Annotated in this window: 28 protein-coding genes; 18 read left to right on the forward strand and 10 right to left on the reverse strand. The window is 66.0% G+C overall.

The annotated features are described in order from the left end of the window. Window positions 1–103 precede the first annotated feature (103 nt). The gene (locus tag BDI24065_RS30305; RefSeq protein WP_175011512.1) at window positions 104–1,096 is read right to left on the reverse strand and encodes a bifunctional riboflavin kinase/FAD synthetase; all 993 of its coding nucleotides are present in this window, start codon (window positions 1,094–1,096) and stop codon (window positions 104–106) included. Window positions 1,097–1,218: 122 nt separating this feature from the next. Here BDI24065_RS30305 and purN point away from each other — a divergent pair, with 122 nt between their 5' ends. The 6 genes from purN (at window position 1,219) to nadC (ending at window position 8,298) form a co-directional block, all read left to right on the forward strand. Beyond that, window positions 1,219–1,881, forward strand: a complete 663-nt coding sequence (gene purN, locus BDI24065_RS30310) for a phosphoribosylglycinamide formyltransferase (RefSeq protein ID WP_011352958.1) — start codon at window positions 1,219–1,221, stop codon at window positions 1,879–1,881. Beyond that, window positions 1,878–3,143, forward strand: a complete 1,266-nt coding sequence (locus BDI24065_RS30315; protein ID WP_011352957.1) for an RsmB/NOP family class I SAM-dependent RNA methyltransferase — start codon at window positions 1,878–1,880, stop codon at window positions 3,141–3,143. The genes purN and BDI24065_RS30315 overlap by 4 nt, the downstream gene beginning before the upstream one ends. A gap of 18 nt (window positions 3,144–3,161) precedes the next feature. Then, entirely contained in the window at window positions 3,162–4,526 is a 1,365-nt protein-coding gene (locus BDI24065_RS30320) for a mechanosensitive ion channel family protein (RefSeq protein ID WP_175034332.1), read from the forward strand. 221 nt (window positions 4,527–4,747) lie between these two features. Then, complete coding sequence (locus BDI24065_RS30325; RefSeq protein ID WP_039368179.1) at window positions 4,748–5,941, forward strand: DesA family fatty acid desaturase; 1,194 nt, start codon at window positions 4,748–4,750, stop codon at window positions 5,939–5,941. A gap of 255 nt (window positions 5,942–6,196) precedes the next feature. Then, a complete protein-coding gene (gene nadA / locus BDI24065_RS30330) occupies window positions 6,197–7,333 on the forward strand; it encodes a quinolinate synthase NadA (protein ID WP_175034333.1) in 1,137 nt (378 codons plus the stop codon). After that, window positions 7,333–8,298, forward strand: a complete 966-nt coding sequence (gene nadC, locus BDI24065_RS30335) for a carboxylating nicotinate-nucleotide diphosphorylase (RefSeq protein ID WP_254609884.1) — start codon at window positions 7,333–7,335, stop codon at window positions 8,296–8,298. The genes nadA and nadC overlap by 1 nt, the downstream gene beginning before the upstream one ends. A 91-nt stretch (window positions 8,299–8,389) precedes the next feature. On the opposite strand, the gene nadB is transcribed toward nadC, so the two are convergent. From nadB to radC, 4 genes are all read right to left on the reverse strand, one after another. Beyond that, window positions 8,390–9,976, reverse strand: a complete 1,587-nt coding sequence (gene nadB, locus BDI24065_RS30340; RefSeq protein WP_175034334.1) for an L-aspartate oxidase — start codon at window positions 9,974–9,976, stop codon at window positions 8,390–8,392. Window positions 9,977–10,136: 160 nt separating this feature from the next. Further along, complete coding sequence (gene rpmG / locus BDI24065_RS30345) at window positions 10,137–10,304, reverse strand: 50S ribosomal protein L33 (RefSeq protein WP_006478046.1); 168 nt, start codon at window positions 10,302–10,304, stop codon at window positions 10,137–10,139. 17 nt (window positions 10,305–10,321) lie between these two features. Next, window positions 10,322–10,555 carry a 50S ribosomal protein L28 gene (gene rpmB, locus BDI24065_RS30350; RefSeq protein ID WP_004186391.1) on the reverse strand — a complete coding sequence of 78 codons (234 nt, stop codon included), beginning with the start codon at window positions 10,553–10,555 and terminating at the stop codon, window positions 10,322–10,324. Between the two features lie 239 nt (window positions 10,556–10,794). Further along, window positions 10,795–11,574, reverse strand: a complete 780-nt coding sequence (gene radC, locus BDI24065_RS30355; protein WP_175034335.1) for a RadC family protein — start codon at window positions 11,572–11,574, stop codon at window positions 10,795–10,797. Between radC and BDI24065_RS41415 the strand changes: the two genes are divergently transcribed. The 9 genes from BDI24065_RS41415 (at window position 11,573) to BDI24065_RS30395 (ending at window position 18,907) form a co-directional block, all read left to right on the forward strand. Beyond that, window positions 11,573–11,698 carry a hypothetical protein gene (locus BDI24065_RS41415; RefSeq protein ID WP_256989988.1) on the forward strand — a complete coding sequence of 42 codons (126 nt, stop codon included), beginning with the start codon at window positions 11,573–11,575 and terminating at the stop codon, window positions 11,696–11,698. The genes radC and BDI24065_RS41415 overlap by 2 nt on opposite strands. 11 nt (window positions 11,699–11,709) lie before the next feature. Next, window positions 11,710–12,165 carry an FKBP-type peptidyl-prolyl cis-trans isomerase gene (locus BDI24065_RS30360; RefSeq protein ID WP_175034336.1) on the forward strand — a complete coding sequence of 152 codons (456 nt, stop codon included), beginning with the start codon at window positions 11,710–11,712 and terminating at the stop codon, window positions 12,163–12,165. Window positions 12,166–12,167: 2 nt separating this feature from the next. Next, window positions 12,168–13,148, forward strand: coding sequence for a 4-hydroxy-3-methylbut-2-enyl diphosphate reductase (gene ispH, locus BDI24065_RS30365; RefSeq protein WP_011352949.1), 981 nt, complete (start codon window positions 12,168–12,170; stop codon window positions 13,146–13,148). A gap of 269 nt (window positions 13,149–13,417) precedes the next feature. Continuing rightward, window positions 13,418–14,095, forward strand: a complete 678-nt coding sequence (locus tag BDI24065_RS30370) for an amino acid-binding protein (protein WP_254609881.1) — start codon at window positions 13,418–13,420, stop codon at window positions 14,093–14,095. A gap of 211 nt (window positions 14,096–14,306) precedes the next feature. Continuing rightward, entirely contained in the window at window positions 14,307–15,257 is a 951-nt protein-coding gene (locus BDI24065_RS30375) for a branched-chain amino acid ABC transporter permease (protein ID WP_011352947.1), read from the forward strand. An 18-nt stretch (window positions 15,258–15,275) separates the two neighbouring features. After that, complete coding sequence (locus BDI24065_RS30380) at window positions 15,276–16,445, forward strand: ABC transporter permease subunit (protein ID WP_175034338.1); 1,170 nt, start codon at window positions 15,276–15,278, stop codon at window positions 16,443–16,445. 23 nt (window positions 16,446–16,468) lie between these two features. Then, window positions 16,469–17,245: an ABC transporter ATP-binding protein gene (locus BDI24065_RS30385; RefSeq protein ID WP_174917512.1), complete on the forward strand. Its 777-nt coding sequence runs from the start codon at window positions 16,469–16,471 to the stop codon at window positions 17,243–17,245. Next, window positions 17,245–17,961 (forward strand): ABC transporter ATP-binding protein, encoded by a 717-nt coding sequence (locus BDI24065_RS30390; protein WP_011352944.1) that lies wholly within the window; start codon window positions 17,245–17,247, stop codon window positions 17,959–17,961. Before BDI24065_RS30385 ends, BDI24065_RS30390 begins: the two co-directional genes overlap by 1 nt. A gap of 274 nt (window positions 17,962–18,235) precedes the next feature. Next, window positions 18,236–18,907 (forward strand): DUF2278 family protein, encoded by a 672-nt coding sequence (locus BDI24065_RS30395; protein ID WP_175034339.1) that lies wholly within the window; start codon window positions 18,236–18,238, stop codon window positions 18,905–18,907. Between the two features lie 24 nt (window positions 18,908–18,931). Here the strand turns inward: BDI24065_RS30395 and BDI24065_RS30400 are convergent, their stop codons facing one another. The 3 genes from BDI24065_RS30400 to BDI24065_RS30410 all read right to left on the reverse strand — a co-directional run bounded on the left by BDI24065_RS30400 (window position 18,932) and on the right by BDI24065_RS30410 (window position 21,910). Continuing rightward, window positions 18,932–19,387, reverse strand: coding sequence for a GNAT family acetyltransferase (locus tag BDI24065_RS30400; protein WP_175011523.1), 456 nt, complete (start codon window positions 19,385–19,387; stop codon window positions 18,932–18,934). A 13-nt stretch (window positions 19,388–19,400) separates the two neighbouring features. Next, the gene (locus BDI24065_RS30405; protein ID WP_175034340.1) at window positions 19,401–20,585 is read right to left on the reverse strand and encodes an acetylornithine transaminase; all 1,185 of its coding nucleotides are present in this window, start codon (window positions 20,583–20,585) and stop codon (window positions 19,401–19,403) included. Between the two features lie 293 nt (window positions 20,586–20,878). Then, on the reverse strand, window positions 20,879–21,910 hold the full coding sequence (locus BDI24065_RS30410) for a CDP-6-deoxy-delta-3,4-glucoseen reductase (RefSeq protein ID WP_175034341.1): 1,032 nt from the start codon (window positions 21,908–21,910) through the stop codon (window positions 20,879–20,881). Between the two features lie 107 nt (window positions 21,911–22,017). Between BDI24065_RS30410 and BDI24065_RS30415 the strand changes: the two genes are divergently transcribed. After that, entirely contained in the window at window positions 22,018–23,055 is a 1,038-nt protein-coding gene (locus BDI24065_RS30415) for an NAD-dependent epimerase/dehydratase family protein (RefSeq protein ID WP_175034342.1), read from the forward strand. Here the strand turns inward: BDI24065_RS30415 and BDI24065_RS30420 are convergent. Both BDI24065_RS30420 and BDI24065_RS30425 read right to left on the reverse strand, forming a co-directional pair. Continuing rightward, window positions 23,038–23,223, reverse strand: a complete 186-nt coding sequence (locus tag BDI24065_RS30420) for a hypothetical protein (RefSeq protein ID WP_175034343.1) — start codon at window positions 23,221–23,223, stop codon at window positions 23,038–23,040. The two genes, BDI24065_RS30415 and BDI24065_RS30420, sit on opposite strands and share 18 nt — an antisense overlap. A gap of 107 nt (window positions 23,224–23,330) precedes the next feature. Then, window positions 23,331–24,047, reverse strand: a complete 717-nt coding sequence (locus BDI24065_RS30425; RefSeq protein ID WP_175034344.1) for a pseudouridine synthase — start codon at window positions 24,045–24,047, stop codon at window positions 23,331–23,333. A gap of 114 nt (window positions 24,048–24,161) precedes the next feature. Between BDI24065_RS30425 and copC the strand changes: the two genes are divergently transcribed. Both copC and BDI24065_RS30435 read left to right on the forward strand, forming a co-directional pair. Further along, on the forward strand, window positions 24,162–24,536 hold the full coding sequence (copC, locus tag BDI24065_RS30430; RefSeq protein WP_175034345.1) for a copper homeostasis periplasmic binding protein CopC: 375 nt from the start codon (window positions 24,162–24,164) through the stop codon (window positions 24,534–24,536). 63 nt (window positions 24,537–24,599) lie between these two features. Beyond that, entirely contained in the window at window positions 24,600–25,100 is a 501-nt protein-coding gene (locus BDI24065_RS30435) for a DinB family protein (RefSeq protein WP_175034346.1), read from the forward strand. Window positions 25,101–25,198: the final 98 nt, after the last annotated feature.

Below are 25,198 nucleotides of genomic sequence, written 5' to 3' on the forward strand. Positions count from 1 at the left end.
TGGGATCGCTATCTTAAATCTCGGGGGACGCGCGAGCGTCGTGAATCGGGTGTGCGCGCGAGTGAGCGGCGCGAGGGTGCGGCGCGGGGCGCCGCCGTCCGGATCAGCTAATTCGGTCGGTGGCCGACGTCGAGAAGCCCGTGGCGCGGCTGCCCGGCGCACGGTCGCGCTCGATGAAGTACGCGCGCGCATTCGCGACGTCCAGTGCGATCGCGCGCGACAGCGCCTCGAGATCGTCGAATTTCGCCTCGTCGCGCAGCTTCTTCAGGAATTCGACGCGGATGAGCTTGCCGTATGCATCGCCGTGCCAGTCGAGCAGGTGGACTTCGAGCAGCACGCGGCCCGAATCGTCGACGGTCGGGCGCAGGCCGAGGCTGGCGACGCCCGGCAGCGGGGCGGGGCCGAGGCCGTGCACCTGCACGACGAAGATGCCCGCGAGCGCCGGCCGCTTGTGTGCGATCGGCAGGTTCAGCGTCGGGAAGCCGAGGTCGCGGCCGAGCTTCAGCCCGTGCGCGACGTGGCCGCTGATCGCATAGCCGTGGCCGAGCGCCTGCGCGGCCGCATCGAGATCGCCGGCCGCGAGCGCGGCGCGCACGCCCGAGCTCGAGATGCGCGTGCCGTCGCTGCCGGCCACCGTGCCCATCTGCTCGACCTCGAAGCCGTACTGGGCGCCGGCTGCCTTAAGCGTGTCGAAGGTGCCCGCGCGTTTCGCGCCGTAGCAGAAATCGTCGCCGACCATCATCCAGCGCGTGTGCAGCCCGTTCACCAGCGTGCGTTCGACGAACGCCTGCGGCGACTGGCTCGCGAACGTGTGGTTGAAGTGCTCGACGACCACGCGGTCGACGCCGTGATCGCGCAGCGCCTCGAGCTTGTCGCGCAGCATCGCGATGCGCGGCGGCGCGCCGGCCGGGTTGAAGAATTCACGCGGGTGCGGCTCGAACGTCATCACGCACACGGGCAGGCCGCGCGCGTCCGCTGCCGCGCGCACGCGCGCGAGCAGGGCCTGGTGGCCGCGATGGACACCGTCGAAGTTGCCGATCGTCAGCGCGCACGGGGCGCGGCTCTCGGCGTTGGGCAGGCCGCGGAAGACTTTCACGATAGCGGATGCAGCGTCGGGGAATGGGCGGTGGGATGCCGCAAAGCAGAAGATTATAAACGTTCGGGCGGGTCGGCGGCCGAGAAGGGGGGAAACGCGGGGGCGAATGGTAAAATTCGCGGATGAAAAAACTCGTGATCCTGATTTCCGGTCGCGGCAGCAACATGGAGGCCATCGTCCGCGCGTGCGCGCAGGAACGCTGGCCGGCCGAGATTGCCGCCGTGATCGCCAACCGGCCCGATGCGGCCGGGCTGGCTTTTGCCGCGTCGCACGGGGTGGCGACGGCGGTGGTCGACCACCGGTCGTTCGACGGCCGCGACAGCTTCGACGCGGCGCTCGCCGCCGAGATCGACCGATTCGCGCCCGATCTCGTGGTCCTTGCCGGCTTCATGCGCATTCTCACGCCGGCTTTCGTCAGACGATACGAAGGCCGGCTGCTGAACATCCATCCGTCGCTGCTGCCGAGCTTCAAGGGCATCCACACGCATCAGCAGGCGCTCGACGCGGGGGTCGCGCTGCATGGCGCAAGCGTGCATTTCGTGATTCCCGAGCTCGACAGCGGCGCGATCGTCGCGCAGGGCGCGGTGCCCGTGCGCGCGGGCGACGACGCGGCCGCGCTCGCACAGCGCGTGCTGACGGTCGAGCATGTGCTGTATCCGCGCGCGGTGCGCTGGTTCATCGAAGGCCGTTTGCGCCTCGAGAACGGCCGTGCAGTGGTGGCGCCGGAAGAGGCGCGCTGGATTTTCGCGGATCAACCGCATACCGAAACGAGTGAGGGCGTATGAAACTGCACGGATTCCTGATCGGCCAGACCGAGACTTTGCTGGCCGAGGTGCTGAAGTTCGCCGGCCCCGCCGACGCGACGACGAGCCGGTTCTTCCGCGCGCACCCGAAGCTCGGGCATGCCGAGCGCGGCGTGATCGCCGAGGCCGTGTTCGCGGTGCTGCGCCGGAAGATGGAGTTTTCGCACCTCGCCGAGAGCGGCACGGGCACGCCCGCACGGCGCCTCACGCTGCTCGGCCTGATGCAGACGGCCGGCCGCAACGCGCTGAAGCCGTTCCTGTCCGACACCGAGTCCGCGTGGCTCGAGCACGTGTCGAAGATCGACCCGGCGAGCCTGCCGGTGCGCATTCGCACGAACCTGCCCGACTGGATCCACCAGGCGTTGTCGGCCCGTTTCGATGCCGACGAGCTCGCGCAGCTCGCCGCTGCGCTGAACTACCCGGCGCCGCTCGACCTGCGTGCCAATGTGCAGAAGGCCAGCCGTGATCAGGTCATCGACGGGTTGCGCGCGGAAGGCATCGATGCGGGCGCGACGCCGTTTTCGCCGTTCGGCGTGCGCGTGGTCGGCAAGCCGGCGCTGACGCGCCTGCGGCTGTTCGAGGAAGGTGCGATCGAGGTGCAGGACGAAGGCAGCCAGCTGCTGTGCTCGCTGGTCGCACCGCGCCGCGGCGAGATGGTCGTCGATTTCTGCGCGGGCGCGGGCGGCAAGACGCTCGCGCTGGGCGCGATGATGCGCTCGACCGGGCGCCTCTATGCGTTCGACGTGTCGGAAAAGCGCTTGGCGAAGCTGAAGCCGCGCCTCGCGCGCAGCGGGCTGTCGAACGTGAACCCCGTGCTGATCGACAGCGAGCATGACGCGAAGATCAAGCGGCTCGCCGGCAAGATCGACCGCGTGCTGGTCGATGCACCGTGCAGCGGCCTCGGCACGCTGCGCCGCAACCCGGACCTGAAGTGGCGCCAGACGCGCACCGCGATCGACGAGCTGACGCCAAAGCAGGCGTCGATCCTCGCGAGTGCCGCACGCCTGGTGAAGAAGGGCGGCCGGCTCGTCTACGCGACCTGCAGCGTGCTCGACGCGGAGAACGAACGCATCGTCGAACAGTTCCTGGCCGACCATCCCGAGTTCGTGCTGGTGCCGGCGCAGAAGGTGCTGGATGACCAGCGCATCGAGCTCGAGACGGGCGACTACCTGTCGCTGTGGCCGCATCGTCACGCGACCGACGGCTTCTTCGCCGCGGTGCTCGAACGGCGCGCTGCGCAGTAACGGCGGGCCGGACGGACGATGGAGAATCTGCAGAGCCGTCTGCTGTCGCACCGGCTGGCGTCGGTCATCCGCGATTTCCACCAGCCGGTGATGATCTGGCAGGCGGCGATCCTCATCGGCGCGCTGTGCTTCGCGTGGGTGGCCGCGCGCTTCGTGCACGGCCGGATCGACGCGCGCCGCCGGGCGGCCGGACGTGCGCCCGGTGCGGGCGCGCAAAGCCTGAAGCGTGCGCTGTTCCCGCTGTTCGGCAGCGTGTTCGTGGGCGGCGCGCAGCTCGCGTTCGACCCGTTCATGTCGACGTCGCTGCTGTCGCTCGCGCTCGTACCGCTGTTCGGCATCGGGCTGATCTACGTGCTGTTCTTCTTCGCGCGGCGCGTGTTCGCACGCGACGGCCACACGCATGCGTGGTTGTCGATCGTCGAAAAGATCGTGTCGACCGTCGTGTGGGCCGCGATGGTGCTGACCGTGCTCGGCATCCAGCGCGACGTGCTCGGCTGGCTCGACAGCGTGCAGTTCCGTGTCGCCAATGCGCACCTCACGCTGCTGTCGGTGATTTCGGGCGCGTTGTGGGTCTGCGTGACGTTGATGGTCGCGATGTGGCTCGGCTCGGTGCTCGAGGATCGCCTCACGCGCGCGAGCACGCTCGACGCGAACCTGAAGGTCGTGCTGTCGCGGGTCGGCCGCGCGCTGCTCGTGTTCGCGGCGATCCTGATCGGGCTGTCGCTGGTCGGCATCGACGTGACGGTGCTCGGCGTGTTCGGCGGCGCGGTGGGTGTCGGCCTCGGTTTCGGGCTGCAGAAGATCGCCAGCAACTACGTGTCGGGCTTCATCATCCTGCTCGACCGCTCGCTGCGGCTCGGCGACGCGATCAGCGTCGGCGGGCTGCAGGGCATCGTCACGCAGATCCGCACGCGCTACACGGTCGTGCGCGGCCTCGACGGCAACGAGACGCTGATCCCGAACGAGAAGCTGATCACCGACGTCGTGCAGAACCAGTCGTCGTACCTGACGCGCGGTTACGCGAAGGTCGCGGTGCAGGTCGCGTACACGAGCGATGTCGAGCACGCGCTCGCGCTGCTCGCCGATGCCGCGAAGGGCGTGCCGCGTGTGCTGGAAGAACCTGCTCCGACCCCGTATCTGGTGAGCTTCGGTGCGGACGGGATCGACCTGGAGCTCGGTTTCTGGATCGAGGATTCGGCGAAAGGCACGTCCGGCGTGCGTTCGACCGTGAATCGCAACATCTGGCGGCTGTTCAGCGAGCACGGGATTTCGATTCCGTTCCCGCAACGCGAAGTGCGCGTCGTCGGGTTACCGGACGGCTTTCCCGCCGCCGGCGAGGCAGCCGGCAACGGCGCGGCGGACGGGCACGGACCGGCTGCGTAGCGCGCGCCGGCCGCCAATCGTATCGACCCCGCGGTCGGAACCGGATCGCGGGCGTTTCCAAGTCCGCCCATGGACTCCGTTTGTTGCGTCAGGGCAAGAAAATATTCATTTTTTACAAAGACTTGGAACGGTTGAAGTAAAATTCTGGTCTACACGCGGTATGCTTTCATTTTTCTGACGCTTGGCGCGGGCCGGCGTCGCTCTCATCACAGGTAACTGCCTTGTTGAATTCCCTGCTCGATTTTCTTTCCCACGGGCTCCTGCATTTTTCGTGGTGGCAGGTCGCGCTGTTCGCGCTTGCCGTCACGCACGTCACGATCATCGGCGTGACGGTCTACCTGCATCGCTGCCAGGCGCACCGCGCGCTTGAGCTGCATCCGATCGCGAGCCACTTCTTCCGCCTCTGGCTGTGGATGACGACCGGCATGCTGACCGGCCAGTGGGCCGCGATTCACCGCAAGCACCACGCGAAGTGCGAGACCGAGGAAGATCCGCACAGCCCGCAGACGCGCGGCATCTGGAAGGTGTTCCTCGAAGGTGCGGAACTGTATCGCGCGGAAGCGAAGAACGAAGAGACGATGCGCAAGTTCGGCCACGGCACGCCGAACGACTGGGTCGAGCGCAATGTCTATTCGAAGTACCCGATTCTCGGCATCAGCCTGATGATGGTGATCGACGTCGCGCTGTTCGGCGTGATCGGTCTCACCGTGTGGGCCGTGCAGATGGTCTGGATTCCGTTCTGGGCGGCTGGCGTCGTGAACGGCTTCGGTCACTTCTGGGGCTATCGCAACTTCAACTCGGCCGACGCGAGCACGAACCTGTTCCCGTGGGGCATCGTGATCGGCGGCGAAGAGCTGCACAACAACCACCACACGTTCGCGACGTCGGCGAAGCTGTCGAACAAGTGGTACGAGTTCGACATCGGCTGGATGTACATCCGCATCATGTCGGCGTTCGGTCTCGCGAAGGTGAAGAAGGTCGCGCCGACGCCGCGCCTGAACAAGCCGAAGACGGTGCTCGACCAGGAAACGCTGCAGGCCGTGCTGTCGAACCGCTACGAAGTGATGGCGCGCTACGGCAAGGCCGTGAAGCGTGCGTACCGTCAGGAGCTCGCGCACCTGAAGGAAATCGGCGGCGAGAAGTACCAGATGATGCGCGGCGCGCGCAAGTGGTTCCACAAGGATGCCGACGGCCTCGACGAGCCGCAGAAGAAGCTGCTGCCGGAAATCTTCGCGAACAGCCAGAAGCTGCAAACCTACTTCCAGCTGCGCCAGGATCTCGCCGCGATCTGGGATCGTTCGACCGCATCGCGCGAACAGCTTCTCGCGCAATTGCAGGATTGGTGCCATCGCGCAGAACAAAGCGGCATCAAGGCGCTGCAGGAATTCGCGACGCGCCTGCGCCGCTACGCCTGATTCGAAATCGATTAGAATCTAAGGACGTCAAAAACCCCGCGTTGGCGGGGTTTTTTATTTGGTCCGCCGGTTTTTGAAGGGTGATCGGCAGGGCTGGATTGGTATGAGGCTTGGGGCAGCGTGGAAGTGTTGTTCCGGGGCGAGATCAGGGGATGGGATCGGAGTAAGCGCTAAAGCGCTAACTCGGATCGACCGCGAAGCATGGGGTAGGAGTAAGTGCTAAAGCACTAACTCCCACCGACAGGAGATATGGAGATGCAATCGACGATCAAACCCGTCGAGTACGACCGGCCCGTTGCAGCAGGGACCGTGTGCGGCGTGGGGCAGGCTTGGGCCAAGGTGCCCGATGCACCGTCCGCCGAAGAGCGGGTCGCGCTGAAGGAGCGCATCAAGGCATTGCTCGTGCGTGAAAAAGCCGTACTGGTCGCACACTACTACGTCGATGCCGAGTTGCAGGAGCTCGCCGACGAAACCGGCGGTTGCGTCGCCGATTCGCTCGAAATGGCCCGCTTCGGCCGTGACCACGACGCGCAGACGCTGGTCGTCGCCGGCGTGCGCTTCATGGGCGAAACCGCGAAGATCCTGAGCCCGAACAAGCGAATCCTGATGCCCGACCTCGACGCGACCTGTTCGCTCGACCTCGGCTGCCCCGTCGACGAATTCTCGGCGTTCTGCGATGCGCATCCCGATCGCACCGTCGTCGTCTACGCGAACACCAGCGCGGCCGTGAAGGCGCGCGCGGACTGGATGGTCACGTCGTCGATCGGCCTCGAGATCGTGGCCGACCTGCATGCACGCGGCGAGAAGATCATCTGGGCACCGGATCGCCATCTCGGCAGCTACATCCAGAAGAAAACCGGTGCGGACATGCTGCTGTGGCAAGGCTCGTGCCTCGTTCACGACGAATTCAAGGGCATCGAGCTCGACCTGCTGCGCGCCGAGTATCCGGACGCGAAGGTGCTCGTCCACCCGGAATCGCCGGAAAACGTCGTTGCGCAGGCCGATGTGGTCGGCTCGACCACGCAACTGATCGACGCGGCGGTCAAGCTCGACGCGACGCACTTCATCGTCGCGACCGATCTCGGCATCCTGCACAAGATGCAGCTGGCGGCACCCGGCAAGACCTTCATCGCGGCGCCGACGGCCGGCAACAGCGCGACCTGCAAGAGCTGCGCACACTGCCCGTGGATGGCGATGAACGGCCTCGCGAACCTCGCCGACGTGCTCGAGCGCGGTCACAACGAGATCTTCGTCGATCCCGCGATCGGCGAGCGTGCACGCCTGCCGATCGACCGGATGCTCGATTTCGCCGCCGCGCACAAGAAGCGCGTACAGGCGAGCGGCGATCTGCAGCGCGACCAGCAATTGTTTGCGAACGTGGGGGCTGCATGATGAATAGCCCCCACGCTCACATTCGTTCGGTGCCCCCCGAGGGGGCTGCCACCTTCCTTGGGGACGGCCCGGCGGAAGGCGGCGCGAGCTCCTCAGTATCCCCGCTGTTCAACATCGTCCGCGAGCAATACGGCGCGGCATTCGACGACGCGATCGCGCGCAACGTGGCCGATGCGATCGCGGAAGACGTCGGCACCGGCGACCAGACCGGGCGGCTCGTACCGGCCGGCGGCCGTCGCCGTGCACGCATCATCGTGCGCGAGGAAGCCGTGCTGTGCGGCGTGCCGTGGTTCGAGGCGGTGATCGCCCGGATCGATCCGGCGATCGTCGTGCAATGGCGCTATCGCGAAGGCGACCGCATGGCGCCCGATTCGACCGTCTGCGAACTCGAAGGTCCGGCGCGCGCGCTGCTGACGGCCGAGCGCAACGGGCTGAACTTCCTGCAGCTGCTGTCGGGCGTCGCGACCGCGACGCGCCGTTACGTCGATCGTGTCGAAGGCACGCGCACGAAGATCCTCGATACGCGCAAGACACTGCCGGGCCTGCGGCTCGCGCAGAAGTACGCGGTGCGCGTCGGCGGCGGCGAGAACCAGCGTCTCGCGCTGTATGACGGCATCCTGATCAAGGAGAACCACATCGCGGCGGCAGGCGGTGTCGGCGAGGCGCTCGACGCGGCGTTCGCGCTGGAGTCGGGCGTGCCCGTGCAGGTCGAAGTCGAAACGCTTGCGCAACTCGATACGGCGCTCGCGCATCGTGCGCAGTCGGTGCTGCTCGACAACTTCACGCTCGACATGATGCGTGAAGCGGTGCGCGTGGCGAACGGCAAGGCCGTGCTGGAAGTGTCGGGCGGCGTCAATTTCGATACGGTGCGTGCGTTCGCGGAAACGGGTGTCGACCGTATCTCGATCGGCGCGCTGACGAAGGACGTGCGCGCGACGGATTATTCGATGCGGATCGTCGACTGACCGAACGCCGTTGATCACAAAAAAAAGCCGTTGGCGCGCAAACGCCAACGGCTTTTTTCTTGTGCGGCGGCAGCCGGGAAGGGCGTGTCGCTCAGCGACGCGCGCGCGGCGTGAGCACGCTCGGCAGCGCCTTCGGCAGCGAGTTCGGCCAGTCGCGGCTGTAGTGCAGCCCGCGGCTTTCGCGGCGCGAGTGCGCGCTCTTCACGATCAGCGTTGCCACGTCGACGAGGTTGCGCAGTTCGAGCAGGTCGCGCGTCACGCGGAAGTTCGCGTAGTACTCCTGGATCTCGTCGCGCAGTAGCGACAGCCGGTGCTTCGCGCGCTCGAGGCGCTTGTCGGTACGCACGATGCCGACGTAGTTCCACATCAGGCGGCGCAATTCGTCCCAGTTGTGCGCAACGACGACTTCTTCATCCGCATCCGACACGCGGCTTTCGTCCCACGCAGGCAGCGTGCCCGGCGTTTCGGCGTCGAAGCCGGCTGCCTCGATCGCCTCGGCCGCCGCGCGGCCGATCACGAGACATTCGAGCAGCGAGTTGCTCGCGAGCCGGTTCGCGCCGTGGAGCCCGGTGTACGACGTTTCGCCGACCGCATACAGGCCCGCGAGATCGGTGCGTCCGGCGAGGTCGGTGACGACGCCGCCGCACGTGTAGTGCGCGGCCGGCACGACGGGAATCGGCTCTTTGGCGATGTCGATGCCGAATTCGAGGCAGCGCGCGTGGATCGTCGGGAAGTGTTCGCGCAGGAACGCTTCCGGCTGGTGGCTGATGTCGAGATACACGCAGTCGATCCCGCGCTTCTTGATCTCGAAGTCGATCGCGCGCGCGACGATGTCGCGCGGCGCGAGTTCGGCGCGCGGATCGTGCGCGGGCATGAAGCGCGTGCCGTCCGGCAGCTTCAGCAGGCCGCCTTCGCCGCGCACGGCTTCCGAAATCAGGAACGACTTCGCATACGGATGGAACAGGCAGGTCGGGTGGAACTGGATGAATTCCATGTTCGACACGCGGCACCCCGCGCGCCACGCCATCGCGATGCCGTCGCCGGTCGCGGTGTCGGGGTTCGTCGTGTACAGGTACACCTTGCCGGCGCCGCCGGTTGCGAGCACCGTATGCGGCGCCTCGATCGTGATCGTGCGGTCGTTGTCGACGTCGAGCGCATACAGACCGTGACAGCGGCGGCCGGGCAGGCCGAGCCGGTCCGACGTGATCAGGTCGATCGCGTGGTGATTTTCGAAGAACGTGATGTTCGGATGCTGGCGCGCGCGTGCCGACAGCGTCGCGAGCACCGCATGGCCGGTCGCGTCGGCCGCGTGGATGATCCGGCGATGGCTGTGGCCGCCTTCGCGCGTGAGGTGGAAGCCGAGCTCGGCTGCGTCGTCCTTCGTGAACGGCACGCCCTGCGAGATCAGCCATTCGATCGCTTCGCGGCCGTGCTCGACGATGTAGCGCGTCGCGCCTTCGTCGCACAAGCCGCCACCGGCGACCAGCGTGTCGTCGACGTGGTTCTCGATGCTGTCCGCCGAATCGAGGACGGCGGCGATGCCGCCTTGCGCGTTATCGCTCGCGCCCTCCATCATCGACCGTTTCGCGATCAGCGCGACGCGTCGCGTGCTGGCCAGGTTGAGTGCGACCGACAGCCCTGCCAGGCCGCTGCCGACGATCGCCACGTCGAATTTCATGCTGCATCTCCATCGTTACGCTTTTGATCTTGTGCGTTCCGGCGGCCGTGGCCGCGGAAAGAGGAGAGCATACCGCGTCGCGTCGGAGCGTGCGCGCAAAACAAAAAGCCCCGCATGTGCGGGGCTTTTCGGTCGCCGTCAGGCTGGCAGAAACCGGAGATTACTTGATCTTGGTTTCTTTGTATTCCACATGCTTGCGGACGACGGGATCGAACTTCTTGATCGCCATCTTTTCCGGCATGTTGCGCTTGTTCTTCGTGGTCGTGTAGAAGTGACCCGTACCAGCGGTCGACTCAAGCTTGATCTTGTCGCGTGCGCCTTTTGCCATGATTGTGCTCCTTGGGCTTAGGCTTCGCCGCGTGCGCGCAGGTCAGCGAGCACGGAATCGATGCCGTTCTTGTCGATCAGGCGCAGGCCGGCGTTCGAGACGCGCAGGCGCACCCAGCGGTTTTCGCTCTCCACCCAGAACCGGCGGTTTTGCAGGTTCGGCAGGAAGCGACGCTTCGTCTTGTTGTTGGCGTGGGAAACGTTGTTGCCGCTCATCGGCGCTTTCCCAGTTACTTGGCATACGCGTGCCATGAGAGCACTCCTAATACGCTAAATTCGGGGTTCGATCGCCGGTGAAGGTTCCATCGCACCGCCACGTGATCCATGGCTGCACTCAGAACGCCGAAGCCCTTACAGACAAGGCCCTTCGATGGCTAGAACTGTGGTTGGAAAAAATACAGACGGCGATTCTAGCAGAAAAATCTCAGGAAAATCAAACCTAATTTCGCATCGCCGTTGCGGCGCCCTCGGGCGGGCCGCAACCGCACAGTCTACAGCCAGCCGGCCCGTGCGAACGAAAAAGTATCACTGGTGCCGATGACGACGTGATCGAGCAGCCTCACGTCGACGAGCGCGAGCGCGTCGTGCAGCACGCGGGTCAGGCGGCGATCTTCCGCGCTCGGCTGCACCGCGCCCGACGGATGGTTGTGCGCGACGATCAGCGCCGCGGCGTTGTGCACCATCGCGCGGCGCACGATTTCGCGCGGGTAGACGGCCATGCGCGTCAGCGAGCCGCGTGTGATTTCCTCCGTTTCGATCAGGCCGTTGCGCGCGTCGAGGTATACCGCGGCGAACACTTCATAGGGGTACGCCCCGATCTTCAGCCGCAGATAATCCTCGACCGCGCCGGGCGAATCGATCTGCTTCTTTTCGCGCGCTTTCTCCTTCAGCACGCGCCGCGCGATCTCGATGACCGCAACCAGCCGTGCGGAACGCGCAGGGCCGATGCCGGGGTGCGCCTCGAAATCGTCGGCGGTTGCCTCGAGCAGTCCGCGCAGCGTCTTGAACTGCTTGACCAGTGCGCGAGCGGTGACGAATACATCGTGCCCGGGCTTGCCCGTGCCGAGCAGCAGTGCGATCAGTTCGTCGTCGGTCAGTGCGGCCGGCCCGCGCTCCAGCAATCGCTCGCGCGGCCGCTCGGGCCGCCAGTCGCCAGGACGGCGCTTGCGCCGGCGGATCGGGAGCACGCGGCCGGGTGGGGCGGCGGGCAGGTCGGCGGCGTCGCGGCATTCGACGTGCGGCAGGGGCAGTGCCGGGCAGGATGACAGCATGCTTGAAACTCCATTGGCGGCGGGCGGTGTGCGCGACGTCGTCGCACTTTCCGCCTTGCGCGCTCAGGTGACTTACAATATTGGCTTTGCGCCGGGCCTTTCGGCCGTATCGGGCGCCGACTGAACGAGTAATTCATGAGCCTCATCGATCTATCCGAAGTGAAGCCCGGTTCCCACGTCACGTTGCATTACCGGCTGGCACTGGCCGACGGCGCCGACATCGTCAACACCTTCACCGACAAACCGGCCACGCTGCTGCTGGGCGCGGGGCAACTGGCGCCGTCGCTGGAACAGATTCTGCTCGGGCTCAGGGTCGGCGACCACTCGACTTTTCAGCTAGCCCCCGAACAAGGGTTCGGCCCCCGCAATCCCGACATGCTCCAGCGCGTGACGCTGTCGACGCTGCGCGAGAACGGGATGGTCGGCGACGATTTCACGCCGGGCGAACTGATCGAGTTCAACGCGCCGGACGGCGGCCGATATGCCGGGGTGCTGAAGGAAGTCAGCGAAACCTCGGCACTGTTCGACTTCAATCATCCGCTCGCGGGCCAAGCGCTCACGTTCGAAGTGAAAATCATCGGAATCCTGTAATCATGAGCACCACCGATACGCTGTCCGGGCAGACCGTCGCAGCCGATGCCGAAATCCTGCTGGCCCAGCCGCGCGGTTTCTGCGCGGGCGTCGATCGCGCGATCGAGATCGTCGAGCGCGCCATCGCGATGCACGGTGCGCCGATCTACGTTCGTCACGAGATCGTCCACAACAAGTACGTGGTCGAGGATCTGAAGAAGAAAGGCGCGATCTTCGTCGAGGAACTCGAGGAAGTGCCGGCCGGCAATACCGTGATCTTCAGTGCGCACGGTGTGTCGAAGGCCGTGCGCGACGAAGCCGACGTGCGCGGGTTGCGGATTTACGACGCGACTTGCCCGCTCGTCACGAAGGTGCACGTCGAGGTGGCGAAGATGCGCCAGGACGGCGTCGACATCGTCATGATCGGGCACAAGGGCCATCCGGAAGTCGAAGGCACGATGGGGCAGGTCGAGCGCGGCATGCATCTCGTCGAGAGCGTCGAGGACGTACAGAAGCTCGAGCTCGCCGATCCCGAGCGCATCGCGCTCGTCACGCAGACGACGCTGTCCGTCGACGACGCAGCCGAGATCATCGGCGCGCTGAAGGCCAAGTATCCGAAGATCCGCGAGCCGAAGAAGCAGGACATCTGCTACGCGACGCAGAACCGCCAGGATGCGGTGAAGTTCATGGCGCCGCAGTGCGACGTCGTGATCGTCGTCGGCAGCCCGAACAGCTCGAATTCGAGCCGTCTGCGCGAAGTGGCCGAGAAGCGCGGCGTGGACGCGTACATGGTCGATGCGCCCGACCAGATCGATCCGGCATGGGTCGCAGGCAAGCGCCGCATCGGCGTGACGGCCGGCGCGTCGGCGCCCGAAGTGCTCGCCCAGGCCGTGATCGCGCGACTGCGCGAGCTCGGTGTGCGCAATGTGCGCGCGCTCGACGGTATCGAGGAAAACGTGTCGTTTCCGCTGCCGCGCGGGTTGAACCTGCCGCCCGCTGCCTGATTGCCGCATCGCACCTGCGGAACACCGAAGCGCGCCTTACGGCGCGCTTTTTTTTGCCTGTCGAAACTGCAATCGCAACCATTATTCGGATTAATGGTGCAACCGGGTTGCTCTGTTCGCATCCAAGCGTCTCTCAAAATTGGTTGCAATGCAGGAAAACCCCATCGAATCAGGATTATTGGCGTCCTATAAATGGAGTTACAATGCGCCCGTTTTCAGGCCTGAATGGCTTTGAAATCGGATTTTGGCAAGGCGCGGGAGACCACTCAATGCATGTGAAGTTGGCTTACGCCGTGTCCGTCGCCGCACCGGTTGCAATGCTTGCCGGCTGCAGCAAAAAGAGCGACGACGAGGCGGGGAGGGAGGCTGCGGTGTTCGCGGCACCGCCGGCCAGCGGCGTGCGCGTCGCCGGAACCGGTCGTGCGGCACCGTTCGCGTGCCGCATCGCGCAATTGGGCAAGGACAAGGAAAACGGGGCACGTTTGGCGATCGAGGAAATCAACGCGCTTGGCCTGGCGAACGGCCGGGCAGCGGGCACGCAGGTTGCAACACCGCAAGCCGCCGGTCGTGGCGTGACAGCGACCGTGCGCGCCGATCGACGCAGGCCGGCCATGGTGCCCGGCGATGCGGGCAGCGTGCCGATGTCGCCGGTCCCCTTTCATTTCGATTCGACGAAACAGCGCGTTGCCGCGAGTAATGGTGTCGCGGCGCGCGGTCTGGTTCGTACGATGGATTCCGACGCAGTCCTGACGAATGTCGGCTGCGTCGTTCGCGGCGCCTTGCGAGGCGCCGCGGCACGGAATCCGATCCGCCCGGGTGCGGGGCTTGCCTCGCACCGGACGGAAAAAGGCACGGATGCCGGGCAACCGGACGATGGCCGTCTCGGCATGCTGCCCTACGACTTCAAGGAGGCCACGAACACCGTCCTCGATGTCGTGACGATTTAGCGACGGGACTCATGACGGCACCGGAACAGTGCGGTGCCGTTTTTGTATCCGCTCCGGCGGCAAGTCCGGCCGTACAGGCCGGGCGGCGCGCGCCGGGACGATCCACCCTTACCGGTATCGACTAGTACCCGCAGTGTCGCCGAGAAGGCGCGATTCCTCGCTTACCCGCGGGGCGCAACGTCCTCCGGCAGCACGGGCCAAGGAGCTTTAAATGGATATTTTCGTCCAGCAGGTTCTCAACGGGCTGGTGCTCGGCAGTGTCTACGCCATCATCGCGTTGGGCTACACGATGGTGTACGGCATTCTCGGCATCATCAACTTCGCGCATGGCGACGTGCTGATGATCGGCGCGATGGTCGCCCTGTCGGCCATCACCGTGCTGCAGAACCATTTCCCCGGACTCGGCAACGTTGCGACGCTGACGATCGGCCTGGGCATTGCCGCGGTCGTCTGTGCGTTCGTCGGCTTCACGATCGAACGGGTCGCATACCGGCCGCTGCGTCGCGCACCGCGCCTCGCCCCGCTGATCACCGCGATCGGCGTGTCGATCCTGCTGCAGACCGCCGCGATGATCATCTGGTCGCGCAACCCGCTGCCGTTCCCGCAATTGCTGCCGACCGATCCGATCAACGTGATCAAGGCAACCGACACGACGCCCGGCGCCGTGATCTCGGTGACTGAAATCGTGATCATCGCGGTGGCGTTCATCGTGATGGCCGGCCTGCTGCTGCTCGTGCACAAGACCAAGCTCGGCCGTGCAATGCGCGCGATCGCCGAAAGCCCGAACACCGCGAGCCTGATGGGCGTGAACCCGAACTTCGTGATCTCCGCGACGTTCATGATCGGCTCCGCGCTCGCCGCGCTGGCCGGCGTGATGATTGCGTCCGAATACGGCAACGTGCACTTCTACATGGGCTTCATCCCCGGCATGAAGGCATTCACGGCCGCGGTGCTGGGCGGGATCGGCAACCTCGGCGGCGCGATGGTCGGCGGCGTGCTGCTCGGCCTGATCGAGCAGCTCGGGGCCGGCTACATCGGCAACCTCACGGGTGGTGTGTTCGGCAGTAACTACCAGGACGTGTTCGCCTTCATCGTGCTGATCATCGTGCTGGTGTTCCGTCCGTCCGGCCTGCTGGGCGAACGTGTCGCGGATCGCGCGTAACTGAAGGGAGCAAACAACATGACATCCATTCAACCGATCGAATCCTCGACGTCGCTCGTCGAAGAGCGCAACACCGCGAAGACCGTCATCATCGGCCTCCTGACTGCGGTCTTCGTGATCGCCGCGCCGATCATCATCGGCTCGGCCGGCGGCAACTACTGGGTCCGCGTGCTCGACTTCGCGATGCTGTACGTGATGCTCGCGCTGGGCCTGAACGTCGTGGTCGGCTTCGCCGGCCTGCTCGACCTCGGCTATATCGCGTTCTACGCGGTGGGCGCGTACACGGCGGCGTTGTTGAGCTCACCGCACCTGACCTCGCAGTTCGAGTGGATCGCGGCGCTGGCACCGAACGGGCTGCACATTCCGTTCTTCATCATCGTGCCGATCGCGATGGCGCTCGCGGCGACCTTCGGGATCCTGCTCGGTGCGCCGACGCTGCGCCTGCGCGGCGACTACCTGGCGATCGTGACGCTCGGCTTCGGTGAAATCGTCCGGATCTTCATGAACAACCTCGACCGTCCGGTGAACATCACCAACGGCCCGAAGGGGATCACGGGGATCGACCCGGTGCACGTCGGCGACTTCAGCCTCGCGCAGACGCACTCGCTGTTCGGGATCCAGCTGCCGTCGGTCTACATGTACTACTACCTGTTCGTGCTGTGCTCGCTGCTGGTGATCTGGGTGTGTACGCGCCTGCAGCACTCGCGTATCGGCCGCGCATGGGCGGCGATCCGCGAAGACGAGATCGCGGCGAAGGCGATGGGCATCAACACCCGTAACGTGAAGCTGCTCGCATTCGCGATGGGCGCGTCGTTCGGCGGCCTGTCGGGCGCGATGTTCGGTTCGTTCCAGGGCTTCGTGTCGCCGGAATCGTTCACGTTCTGGGAATCGATCGTCGTGCTCGCGTGCGTGGTGCTCGGCGGCATGGGCCACATCCCGGGCGTGATCCTGGGTGCGGTGCTGCTCGCGATCTTCCCGGAATTCCTGCGCTCGACGATGAGCCCGCTGCAGCACGCGCTGTTCGGTCATGACATCGTCGATACGGAAGTGATCCGTCAGGCGCTGTACGGCCTCGCGATGGTCGTCATCATGCTGTACCGCTCGGAAGGCCTGTGGCCCGCGCCGAAGCATGAGGACAAGATCGCGAAACTGGCGAAGCGCGCCAGCAAGAAGCCGGTGCGCGCTTAACCTACGGACAAGGGGATACACACATGAGCGACAAACAAATCCGACTGTCCGTGCAGGGCGTGAACAAGCGCTTCGGCGGCCTGCAGGCGCTGTCCGACGTCGGCCTGCAGATCAAGGAAGGCGAGATCTACGGGCTGATCGGCCCGAACGGCGCCGGCAAGACGACGTTCTTCAACGTGATCACGGGCCTCTACACGCCGGACTCCGGCGAGTTCAAGCTCGACGGCACGGAATACAAGCCGACCGCGGTGCATCAGGTCGCGAAGACGGGAATCGCGCGCACGTTCCAGAACATCCGCCTGTTCGGCGGGATGACGGCCCTCGAGAACGTGATGGTGGGCCGCCACGTGCGCACCAAGCACGGGCTGCTCGGCGCGGTGTTCCAGACGCCGGCCGAACGGCAGGAAGAGCGCGAGATCAAGGAGCGTGCGATCGAGCTGCTCGAATACGTCGGCGTGCTTCAGTACGCCGATTACACGTCGCGCAACCTGTCGTACGGCCACCAGCGCCGTCTCGAGATCGCGCGTGCGCTGGCCACCGACCCGAAGCTGCTCGCGCTCGACGAGCCGGCGGCCGGGATGAACGCGACCGAGAAGGTCGAACTCACGCGCCTGCTCGACAAGATCCGCTCGGACGGCCGCACGATTCTCCTGATCGAGCACGACGTGAAGCTCGTGATGGGGCTGTGCAACCGGATGACGGTGCTCGATTACGGCAAGGTGATCGCCGAGGGTCTGCCGCAGGACGTGCAGAAGAATCCGAAGGTGATTGAGGCATATCTCGGCGCAGGGGTGCACTGATGGCAGCGGCAATGTTGAAAATCAAGGGCTTGCAGGTCAACTACGGCGGCATCCAGGCCGTCAAGGGCGTTGACATGGAAGTCCGCCAGGGCGAGCTCGTGACGCTGATCGGCGCGAACGGCGCGGGCAAGACCACGACGATGAAGGCGATCACGGGTCTCAAGGCGTATTCGGCAGGCGACATCGAGTACGACGGCAAGTCGATCAAGGGCATGCCGACGCACGAACTGCTCAAGCGCGGCCTCGCGATGGTGCCGGAAGGCCGCGGGATCTTCGCGCGGATGTCGATCATCGAGAACATGCAGATGGGCGCGTACCTGCGCAACGACACCGAGCAGATCAAGAAGGACGTCGATCGCATGTTCGGTTTCTTCCCGCGCCTGAAGGAGCGTGCGACGCAGCTCGCGGGCACGCTGTCGGGCGGCGAACAGCAGATGCTGGCGATGTCGCGCGCGATCCTCTCGAAGCCGAAGCTGCTGCTGCTCGACGAGCCGTCGATGGGCCTGTCGCCGATCATGGTCGAGAAGATCTTCGAAGTGGTGCGCGAAATCTCGAAGGAGGGCATCACGGTGCTGCTCGTCGAGCAGAACGCGCGCCTCGCGCTGCAGGCGGCCGACCGTGGCTACGTGATGGATTCGGGCACGGTCACGATGGAAGGCGATGCGAAGCAGATGCTCGACGATCCGAAGGTGCGTGCCGCGTACCTGGGTGAATGAGTGAGTGAATGAGCGGGCCCGGTGGCGCGCGACGGCATACGCCGGACGCGTCGCACACGGGCTTTCGAAAGGCTGTCACGGGATGCCGTGACAGCCTTTTTTTTCGTGCCATGCGATTCGGGTCGAACTTGTGCGTGCTGACGTGACTCCATTCGACTGTTGCGCCGCGCACGCGGTGCGGGAGCGATGGGGGCGGCCGCTCGTTGCCGGTCGCCTGCAAACCGACACATGGGCCGTGTAGCATCGGCGGCCCATCGGGACACGGAGAGCACGCATGAGTCTGGACTACGGTTTCGTGAAGGCGAAGGTGACATCGGTGGCGCAGCTGAAAGGCTCGCCGCACGGCAGCGAGATCCAGTATCACATCCACCTGACGCTGGCGTTGCCGGGAGGCGACTGGGACGTCGCGATCAACGTCGGCACCAACGACGCGGACGACTTGCTGAACTACAAGCTCGTCTACGATTTCCACCATCCGATCACGGGGACGCTCGCGGCCGCGGCCGAAGGCTACACGGACCTGACGGGGCAGGCAGCCTTGCCCGCGCTCGACTACATGCGCAGCGACATCCTGAACGAAACGGGCGCATGGCGCCCGAGTGCCGTGATGGACGGCACCGAGAATCAGGAGCCGATCCCGTCGCTGCTGCGGCTCGTGAACGCCGCGCAGTCGCAGGGCCTCGACGTCGTCGTGTTCGGTCGCTCGTATTCGGAAGGCAACGGCATCCACGACACGCACATGAACCAGGGTTCGACCGGCTCGAACTACCTGCACCGCGCGGGCGACGACCACAACGATCACAACGACATCTGGCAGGACGGCGCGCTGATCGTGCGCGTGAGCGACACGCAGTGGGCCGCGTATTTCGCCGCGTTCGAGCAGCAGGCCGTGCCGACCGACGCGCTCGGCAATCCGCTGCCGGGCGCGGGGCCGATCACGCGCTGAAGTGGCGGACTGCCGGCCTTTGCTTCACGCGGCCGGCAGCGTCTTGCCGAACGAGATGCGTTCTTCGACGCGATAGCCGAGCGCCGCGTAGAAGCGGCACGCGTCGTCGTTGCCGGGCAGCACCTGCAGGTTGATCTTCAGGCAGCCGCGCGCGGCGAGCGCGCGTTCCGCATGCGCGATCAGCGCGCGGCCGATGCCGAGCCGGCGTGCGTCGTTCGATACGCCGAACGAGTAGAGCCAGCCGCGATGCCCGTCGAAACCCGCCATCAGCGTGCCGACCACGCGTGCACCGCTGGTCGCGACGAAGAACAGTTCCGGCTGCGTCGCGAGCTTCAGCTCGATCGATCGAAGCGGATCGCGGTGCGGCGGCGCGTCCGCGTCTTCGTACTGCGGGAACGCGTCGCGCCAAACCGTGAGGACGGCATCGGTGTCGGCGCGTTCGAACGGGCGGATTGCAACGGCATCGGCGGCGGCATCCATCGCTGCGGTCTCCTTAGAGCGTGTCGAGAATCGACCGCAGCATCGCCATCATCTGGTCGATTTCCCCGGTCGTCACGTTCAGTGCGGGCATGAAGCGCAGCAGGTTCGGCCGCGCGGCGTTCAGCAGCAGGCCGTCGGGCTGCATGTCGCGCGCCTTCTCGACGATCTGCGGGCCGATGTCCTTGCCGAGCAGCAGCGCGCGCAGCAGGCCTTCGCCGCGTTCGCCTTCGAAGCCGCGCTCTTCCGACAGCTCGAGCAGCTTGCGCTTCAGGTACTCGCTGCGCTCACGCACGCCTTCGAGGAAGCCCGGCGCGACGAGCTGCGAGATCACCGAATAACCGACCGCGGTCATCAGCGGGTTGCCGTTGTACGTGCCGCCCTGGTCGCCGGCCTCGAACACCGCGACTTCGGCCTTCGACAGCAGCGCGCCGAGCGGGGCGCCGCCGCCGATGCCCTTCGCGAGCGTCATGACGTCCGGCTCGATGCCGGACAGCTCGTACGCGAACAGCGTGCCCGCGCGGCCGCAGCCGCTCTGCACTTCGTCGACGATCAGCAGCAGGTTGTGCTGCTTCGTCAGCGCGCGCAGCGCCTGCATGAACTCACGCGTGGCCGGAATCACGCCGCCTTCGCCCTGGATCGGCTCGAGCATCACCGCGACGGTCTTGTCGGTGATCAGCTTCTCGACCGAGTTGATGTCGTTCAGCTCGGCCTTCGGGAAGCCCGGCACCTGCGGCGCGTAGATCGTGTCCCAGCCCGGCTTGCCGCTGGCCGACATCGTCGCGAGCGTGCGGCCGTGGAAGCTGTGGTCGAACGTGATGATCTCGTACGCGCCGTTCTTGAACTTGCGGCCCCACTTGCGCGCGAGCTTGATCGCGCCTTCGTTCGCTTCCGCGCCGCTGTTCGTGAAGAACACCTTGTCGAACACGCTGTGCTGCGTGAGCAGGCCCGCGAGCTTCGCCATCGGTTCGTTGTAGAACGCGGGCGACGGGTTCAGCAGCTTTTCGGCCTGCGTCTTCAACGCTTCGACGATGCCTTCGTTGCAATGGCCGAGACTGTTGACGGCCCAGCCCTGGATGAAGTCCAGATAGCGCTTGCCCGTGTGATCGTAGAGCCACGAACCCTTGCCGTGCGTAAACACGATGTCGGGGCGGTTCGTGATGTACATCAGCGAGTCGATCGGATAATCGTTCAGGGGCATGGCAGCAGACTCCAGCGGACGTTGAAAGGGAAACAGGCAATAAAAAAGCCACGGAAGGCCGTGGCTGGTGGGTCGAACAGCTTGTGCGTAACCGGTGAAGCAGTGTGGGGGTTACGCGCGAGTCCGTGACGAGCCTGCGGCATCCGGGCGGAGCGGCGAGCGGCGACGTCGAAGGGCGGACAGGAAGCAGTTCATGTGCGCAAGCATAAGGCATCCCGCGCCACACTGTAAACCGCCGCGATGCCACGGATGTGACATCGCGGTGCGCAGTGCGGTACGCGGGTGCGCGGGCCTTAGACCGGATGCGCGAGATCGGCGGCGCTCGTGAACGAGTCCGCGTAGAACTCGTCGGCCGGCAGCGCGTGGTGCTGCGTGAAGTCGCGCTGCGCGGATTCGACCATCACCGGCGCGCCGCACGCGTACACCTGGTGGCCCGACAGATCGGGCAGGTCCTCGATCACCGCGCGATGGACGAAGCCCGTGCGGCCCGTCCACTGGTCGCCGGCGTCCGGCTCGGAGAGCACCGGCACGTACTTGAAGTTCGGGATCTCGCGTGCCCACTGCTCGGCGAGCTCGTCGAGGTAGATGTCCTTCTTGCGGCGCGCGCCCCAGTAGAGCGTCATCGGGCGCGTGATGCCCGTGTGCTTCACGTGCTCGATGATCGCCTTGATCGGCGCGAAGCCCGTGCCCGATGCGAGCAGCACGATCGGCTTGTCGGAGTCTTCACGCAGGAAGAACGTGCCGAGCGGGCCTTCGAAGCGCAGGATGTCGCGTTCCTTCATCGCGCCGAACACGTGGTCGGTGAACTTGCCGCCCGGCATGTGGCGGATGTGCAGCTCGATCGGGCCTTCCTCGTGCGGCGCGTTCGCCATCGAGTAGCTGCGGCGCGAGCCGTCCTTCAGGATGAACTCGACGTACTGGCCCGCGAGATACTGCAGGCGTTCGTTGGCGGGCAACTGCAGCTTCACGACCATGACGTCGTCGGCCTTGCGTTCGAGCGCGGCGATCCGGCAGGGCAGCTTCTTGACCTGCACGCCGTCGACGCCGGCGATTTCACGCACGTCGATTTCGAGATCGCACTGCGCCTTCGAGCAGCACAGCAGCGCGAGGCCGCGCGTGCGCTCGTCGTTGGACAGCGCCGACGCGGCGTGCGGGCCCTGTTCGATCTGGCCCGACACGATCTGGCCCTTGCAGGAGCCGCACGCGCCGTTCTTGCAGCCGTACGGCAGATGGACGTTCTGGCGCAGCGCAGCCGCCAGCACGGTTTCGTCCGACTCGACCTGGAATTGCCGGCCGCTTTGCTTGAGAGTGACGTTGAATGCCATAGAACCAAACTAGAACAAAATGTGGGGACCGTGCATGTCGAGCACGGCAGCTACAATGCAAGCCCGTTGCGCGTCGCGCAACGGTGGCTACTGATTTCGCAACCAACATGATCGCGACTCGAATCCTGCGCCGGCCGCGCGCACTGATCGTCGGCTGCGGCGACGTCGGCATGCGCTGCGTCGCGCAATGGCGCGACACGCGCCGCAACCTGCGGATCTTCGCGCTGACGAGCCACCCGGCCCGCCGCGACGAACTGCGCGCCGCAGGCGTGACACCGATCGTCGGCGACCTCGATCGCCGGGCGACGCTCGGCCGCCTCGCGGGCCTGGCCCGCACGATCCTGCATCTCGCGCCGCCGCAGTCCGACGGCCGCGACGACCGGCGCACGCGTGCGCTGATTGCCGCAACGACCGTGCCTGCACGACGGCCACCGGTGCCGCCGGCACCGGCGGTCGGCCGGCTCCGAACGCTGCGCACCGCTGCCCGACAGGCCGGCGCGCCCGTTCGGGCAGCGCGTATTGTACCCGACGGCCTTCGTGCGCCGAGGCTCGTGTACGCCAGTACGACGGGCGTATACGGCGATTGCGGTGGAGCGCGCATCGACGAAACGCATCCGCTGCGTCCGGCGAATCCGCGCGCGTTCCGGCGCGTGTCGGCCGAGCGGCAGCTGCGTGCGGCGACGGTGCGCGGCGTGCTGTCCGCGCGCATCGTGCGCATTCCCGGCATCTACGCGGCGAACCGTCTGCCGGTCGCGCGGCTCGAGCGCGGCACGCCGGCACTCGAGCCGGCCGACGACGTCTACACGAACCACATTCACGCGGACGATCTCGCGGCGATCCTGCGCCGTGCGGCCGAACGCGGCAAGCCGGCGCGCGCGGTGCACGCGTCGGACGACAGCGAACTGCGGATGGGGGAGTATTTCGACCGGGTCGCGCAGGTGCTCGGCCTGCCGAGGCCGCCACGCGTCAGCCGCGCGGACGCCGAGCGTCAGCTCGAACCGACACTGCTGTCGTTCATGCGCGAGTCGCGGCGCCTGTCCAACGCACGGCTCAAGGCCGAATTGTGCGTGACGTTGCGGTATCCGACCGTAGACGATTTCCTTCAAACGCTCGCGCCGGGCAGCGCATCAGGTGAGCGCCGGTAACGCCTCGATCAGCAGGAAGCACAGCAACGCGCCGATCAGCGCGCCAATCAGGTTCGGATGATATTTGTGCTTCCGGTGCATCGCGGCCAGCAGGCCGCCGATCACGATGACCCCGACGATCGCGAACGCGATCATCACGTACGACAGTTCAAAAGTATGGTTGTTCATGATGTCTCCCCTGCATCGCTGTTCTCTTACAGCTTGTGATTTCAGTATAGCGGGGGAACATGCGGCCGAGATGCGGCCGGACGTCGAACGGTCGTGCGGATTTTCCCTTACAGGGTTTTGACGGGATTGCGTAGCGCTGAAAGGTCGGCGTCATCGAGCCAGCACCACGCGCCGGGCGCGAGGTCGGCCGGCAGCGCGAAGCCGCCGATGCTTTCGCGATGCAGCGCTTCGACGCGATTGCTCGCCGCCGCGACCATGCGCTTGACCTGGTGATACTTGCCTTCGAGGACGGTCAGCGCGAGTGCGTGCGGTTCGCGCGCGTCGGCCGCGACCGCGGCGATCGGCTTCGGCTCGCCGTGGAGCTGCACGCCGGTGCGCAGCGCGTTCAGCTGCGTGTCGTCGAGCGGGTGGCGCACGGTCGCCACGTAGGTCTTCGGCACCTTGCGCTTCGGCGACGTGTACGCATGCACGAACTGGCCGTCGTCGGACAGCAGCAGCAAGCCCGTCGTGTCCTGGTCGAGGCGTCCGACGCACTGCACGCCGCGCGCGACGAGCGGCGCGGGCAGCAGGCTGAACACGCTCGCATGGTGTTGCGGATCGCGCGAACACTCGTAGCCGGCCGGCTTGTTGAGCGCGAGATACGCGTGCGCGTGGAATGGCCACGTCGTATCGTCGACCGAGAACACGAGGCCGTCGGTATCGAACGCGGCGTCGGGGTCGGTCGCACGGGCGCCCGCCACCGCGACGCGGCCCGCTTCGATCAGGCCGCGACACTGGCGGCGCGAGCCGAAGCCCTGGGTGTAGAGAATGCTTTCGAGATCCATAGCGCGCGCATTCTATCAAGTGGCGGCGCACGACCGGCATGAACGCGCATGCGCTGGTAAGCTGCCGGTACGCCGCGCGGGGTGCGGCGCCCGTTCATTCTTCACGGAAAGTCCATGCCTTTCGCTTCGTTCCCGTTTGGTCGCAAGGCCGCCGCCGTCATCCTTGCCGCCACCGTCTCGTCGACCGCGTTCGCGCACGCGCATCTCGCGAAGAGCGACCCCGCGGCGGGCGCGGCGGTAGCTGCCGCACCGGCCGCCGTCACGATCGACTTCACCGAGCCGCTGGAGCCGGCGTTCAGCTCGATCGTCGTCGTCGACGGCGACGGCAAGACGGTGTCGGACGGCCGCGCGCGCATCGACGGGTCGAACCGCAAGCGGATGACGGTGCCGCTCACGGCGGTCGGCACGGGCGCCTTTACGGTGAAATGGGTGGCCGTCGCGACCGACGGGCATCGCACGCAGGGCGCATACGGCTTCAGCGTGAAGTGACGCAACGACGGCGGCAGGCCCGTGCCAGGGCTGCCGTCGCCCCTATCCCACAGGGAGTCCCGCATGAATCCGACGACGCTCGACGCACTCGCCGATTTCCCCCGTCTGCTCGAAGCCCATTTCGCGGCCGTCCCCGACGGCTATGCGCGCTGGACGCCCGATGACTGGGCCGGGATCCCGAGCGAGCACTTCTCGCCGCTCGGACAGCTCTGCCACGTGCGCGACATCGAGATCGACGGCTATCACGTGCGGCTGCGGCGGATGCTCGACGAAGACCGGCCGCTGCTCGTGTCGATCGATGGCGACGCGCTCGCGATCGAGCGCCGCTACAACGACGCGTATGCGTCCGACGTGCTCGCGGCGATCCGCGAAGCGCGGCGCGAGACGCTGGACCTCGTGTCGCGCCTGACGCCCGAGCAGTTCGCGCGCACCGGGGAGTTCGACGGCTACGGTTCGTTGACCGTGCGCGGGCTCGTCCACTATCTGTGCAGCCACGATCAGCAGCATCTGGCCGGCATGCAGTGGCTGCTCGGCAAGATCGACGCGGCGCTGTACGCGCGCTGAGCCGGCCGGCAGGCGCAAGCAATCGAGCGCAGATTTTGGTGCTGTTGTCGGTGCGGCAGGCTGCACTGTCGCGCCTCGATTGGAACGTTTTTCTGGAT

It is taken from the genome of Burkholderia lata, from assembly GCF_902499025.1.
GTDB classification, from domain to species: domain Bacteria; phylum Pseudomonadota; class Gammaproteobacteria; order Burkholderiales; family Burkholderiaceae; genus Burkholderia; species Burkholderia lata_C.

Bases quoted from the DNA above. Each gene is read 5' to 3' on its own strand.
- purN (WP_011352958.1), top strand. From the start codon at position 1,219: ATGAAAAAACTCGTGATCCTGATTTCCGGTCGCGGCAGCAACATGGAG.
- BDI24065_RS30315 (WP_011352957.1), top strand. From the start codon at position 1,878: ATGAAACTGCACGGATTCCTGATCGGCCAGACCGAGACTTTGCTGGCC.
- BDI24065_RS30320 (WP_175034332.1), top strand. From the start codon at position 3,162: ATGGAGAATCTGCAGAGCCGTCTGCTGTCGCACCGGCTGGCGTCGGTC.
- nadA (WP_175034333.1), top strand. From the start codon at position 6,197: ATGCAATCGACGATCAAACCCGTCGAGTACGACCGGCCCGTTGCAGCA.
- nadC (WP_254609884.1), top strand. From the start codon at position 7,333: ATGAATAGCCCCCACGCTCACATTCGTTCGGTGCCCCCCGAGGGGGCT.
- nadB (WP_175034334.1), bottom strand. From the start codon at position 9,976: ATGAAATTCGACGTGGCGATCGTCGGCAGCGGCCTGGCAGGGCTGTCG.
- rpmG (WP_006478046.1), bottom strand. From the start codon at position 10,304: ATGGCAAAAGGCGCACGCGACAAGATCAAGCTTGAGTCGACCGCTGGT.
- rpmB (WP_004186391.1), bottom strand. From the start codon at position 10,555: ATGGCACGCGTATGCCAAGTAACTGGGAAAGCGCCGATGAGCGGCAAC.
- BDI24065_RS41415 (WP_256989988.1), top strand. From the start codon at position 11,573: ATGCTTGAAACTCCATTGGCGGCGGGCGGTGTGCGCGACGTCGTCGCA.
- radC (WP_175034335.1), bottom strand. From the start codon at position 11,574: ATGCTGTCATCCTGCCCGGCACTGCCCCTGCCGCACGTCGAATGCCGC.
- BDI24065_RS30360 (WP_175034336.1), top strand. From the start codon at position 11,710: ATGAGCCTCATCGATCTATCCGAAGTGAAGCCCGGTTCCCACGTCACG.
- ispH (WP_011352949.1), top strand. From the start codon at position 12,168: ATGAGCACCACCGATACGCTGTCCGGGCAGACCGTCGCAGCCGATGCC.
- BDI24065_RS30370 (WP_254609881.1), top strand. From the start codon at position 13,418: ATGCATGTGAAGTTGGCTTACGCCGTGTCCGTCGCCGCACCGGTTGCA.
- BDI24065_RS30375 (WP_011352947.1), top strand. From the start codon at position 14,307: ATGGATATTTTCGTCCAGCAGGTTCTCAACGGGCTGGTGCTCGGCAGT.
- BDI24065_RS30380 (WP_175034338.1), top strand. From the start codon at position 15,276: ATGACATCCATTCAACCGATCGAATCCTCGACGTCGCTCGTCGAAGAG.
- BDI24065_RS30385 (WP_174917512.1), top strand. From the start codon at position 16,469: ATGAGCGACAAACAAATCCGACTGTCCGTGCAGGGCGTGAACAAGCGC.
- BDI24065_RS30390 (WP_011352944.1), top strand. From the start codon at position 17,245: ATGGCAGCGGCAATGTTGAAAATCAAGGGCTTGCAGGTCAACTACGGC.
- BDI24065_RS30395 (WP_175034339.1), top strand. From the start codon at position 18,236: ATGAGTCTGGACTACGGTTTCGTGAAGGCGAAGGTGACATCGGTGGCG.
- BDI24065_RS30400 (WP_175011523.1), bottom strand. From the start codon at position 19,387: ATGGATGCCGCCGCCGATGCCGTTGCAATCCGCCCGTTCGAACGCGCC.
- BDI24065_RS30405 (WP_175034340.1), bottom strand. From the start codon at position 20,585: ATGCCCCTGAACGATTATCCGATCGACTCGCTGATGTACATCACGAAC.
- BDI24065_RS30410 (WP_175034341.1), bottom strand. From the start codon at position 21,910: ATGGCATTCAACGTCACTCTCAAGCAAAGCGGCCGGCAATTCCAGGTC.
- BDI24065_RS30415 (WP_175034342.1), top strand. From the start codon at position 22,018: ATGATCGCGACTCGAATCCTGCGCCGGCCGCGCGCACTGATCGTCGGC.
- BDI24065_RS30420 (WP_175034343.1), bottom strand. From the start codon at position 23,223: ATGAACAACCATACTTTTGAACTGTCGTACGTGATGATCGCGTTCGCG.
- BDI24065_RS30425 (WP_175034344.1), bottom strand. From the start codon at position 24,047: ATGGATCTCGAAAGCATTCTCTACACCCAGGGCTTCGGCTCGCGCCGC.
- copC (WP_175034345.1), top strand. From the start codon at position 24,162: ATGCCTTTCGCTTCGTTCCCGTTTGGTCGCAAGGCCGCCGCCGTCATC.
- BDI24065_RS30435 (WP_175034346.1), top strand. From the start codon at position 24,600: ATGAATCCGACGACGCTCGACGCACTCGCCGATTTCCCCCGTCTGCTC.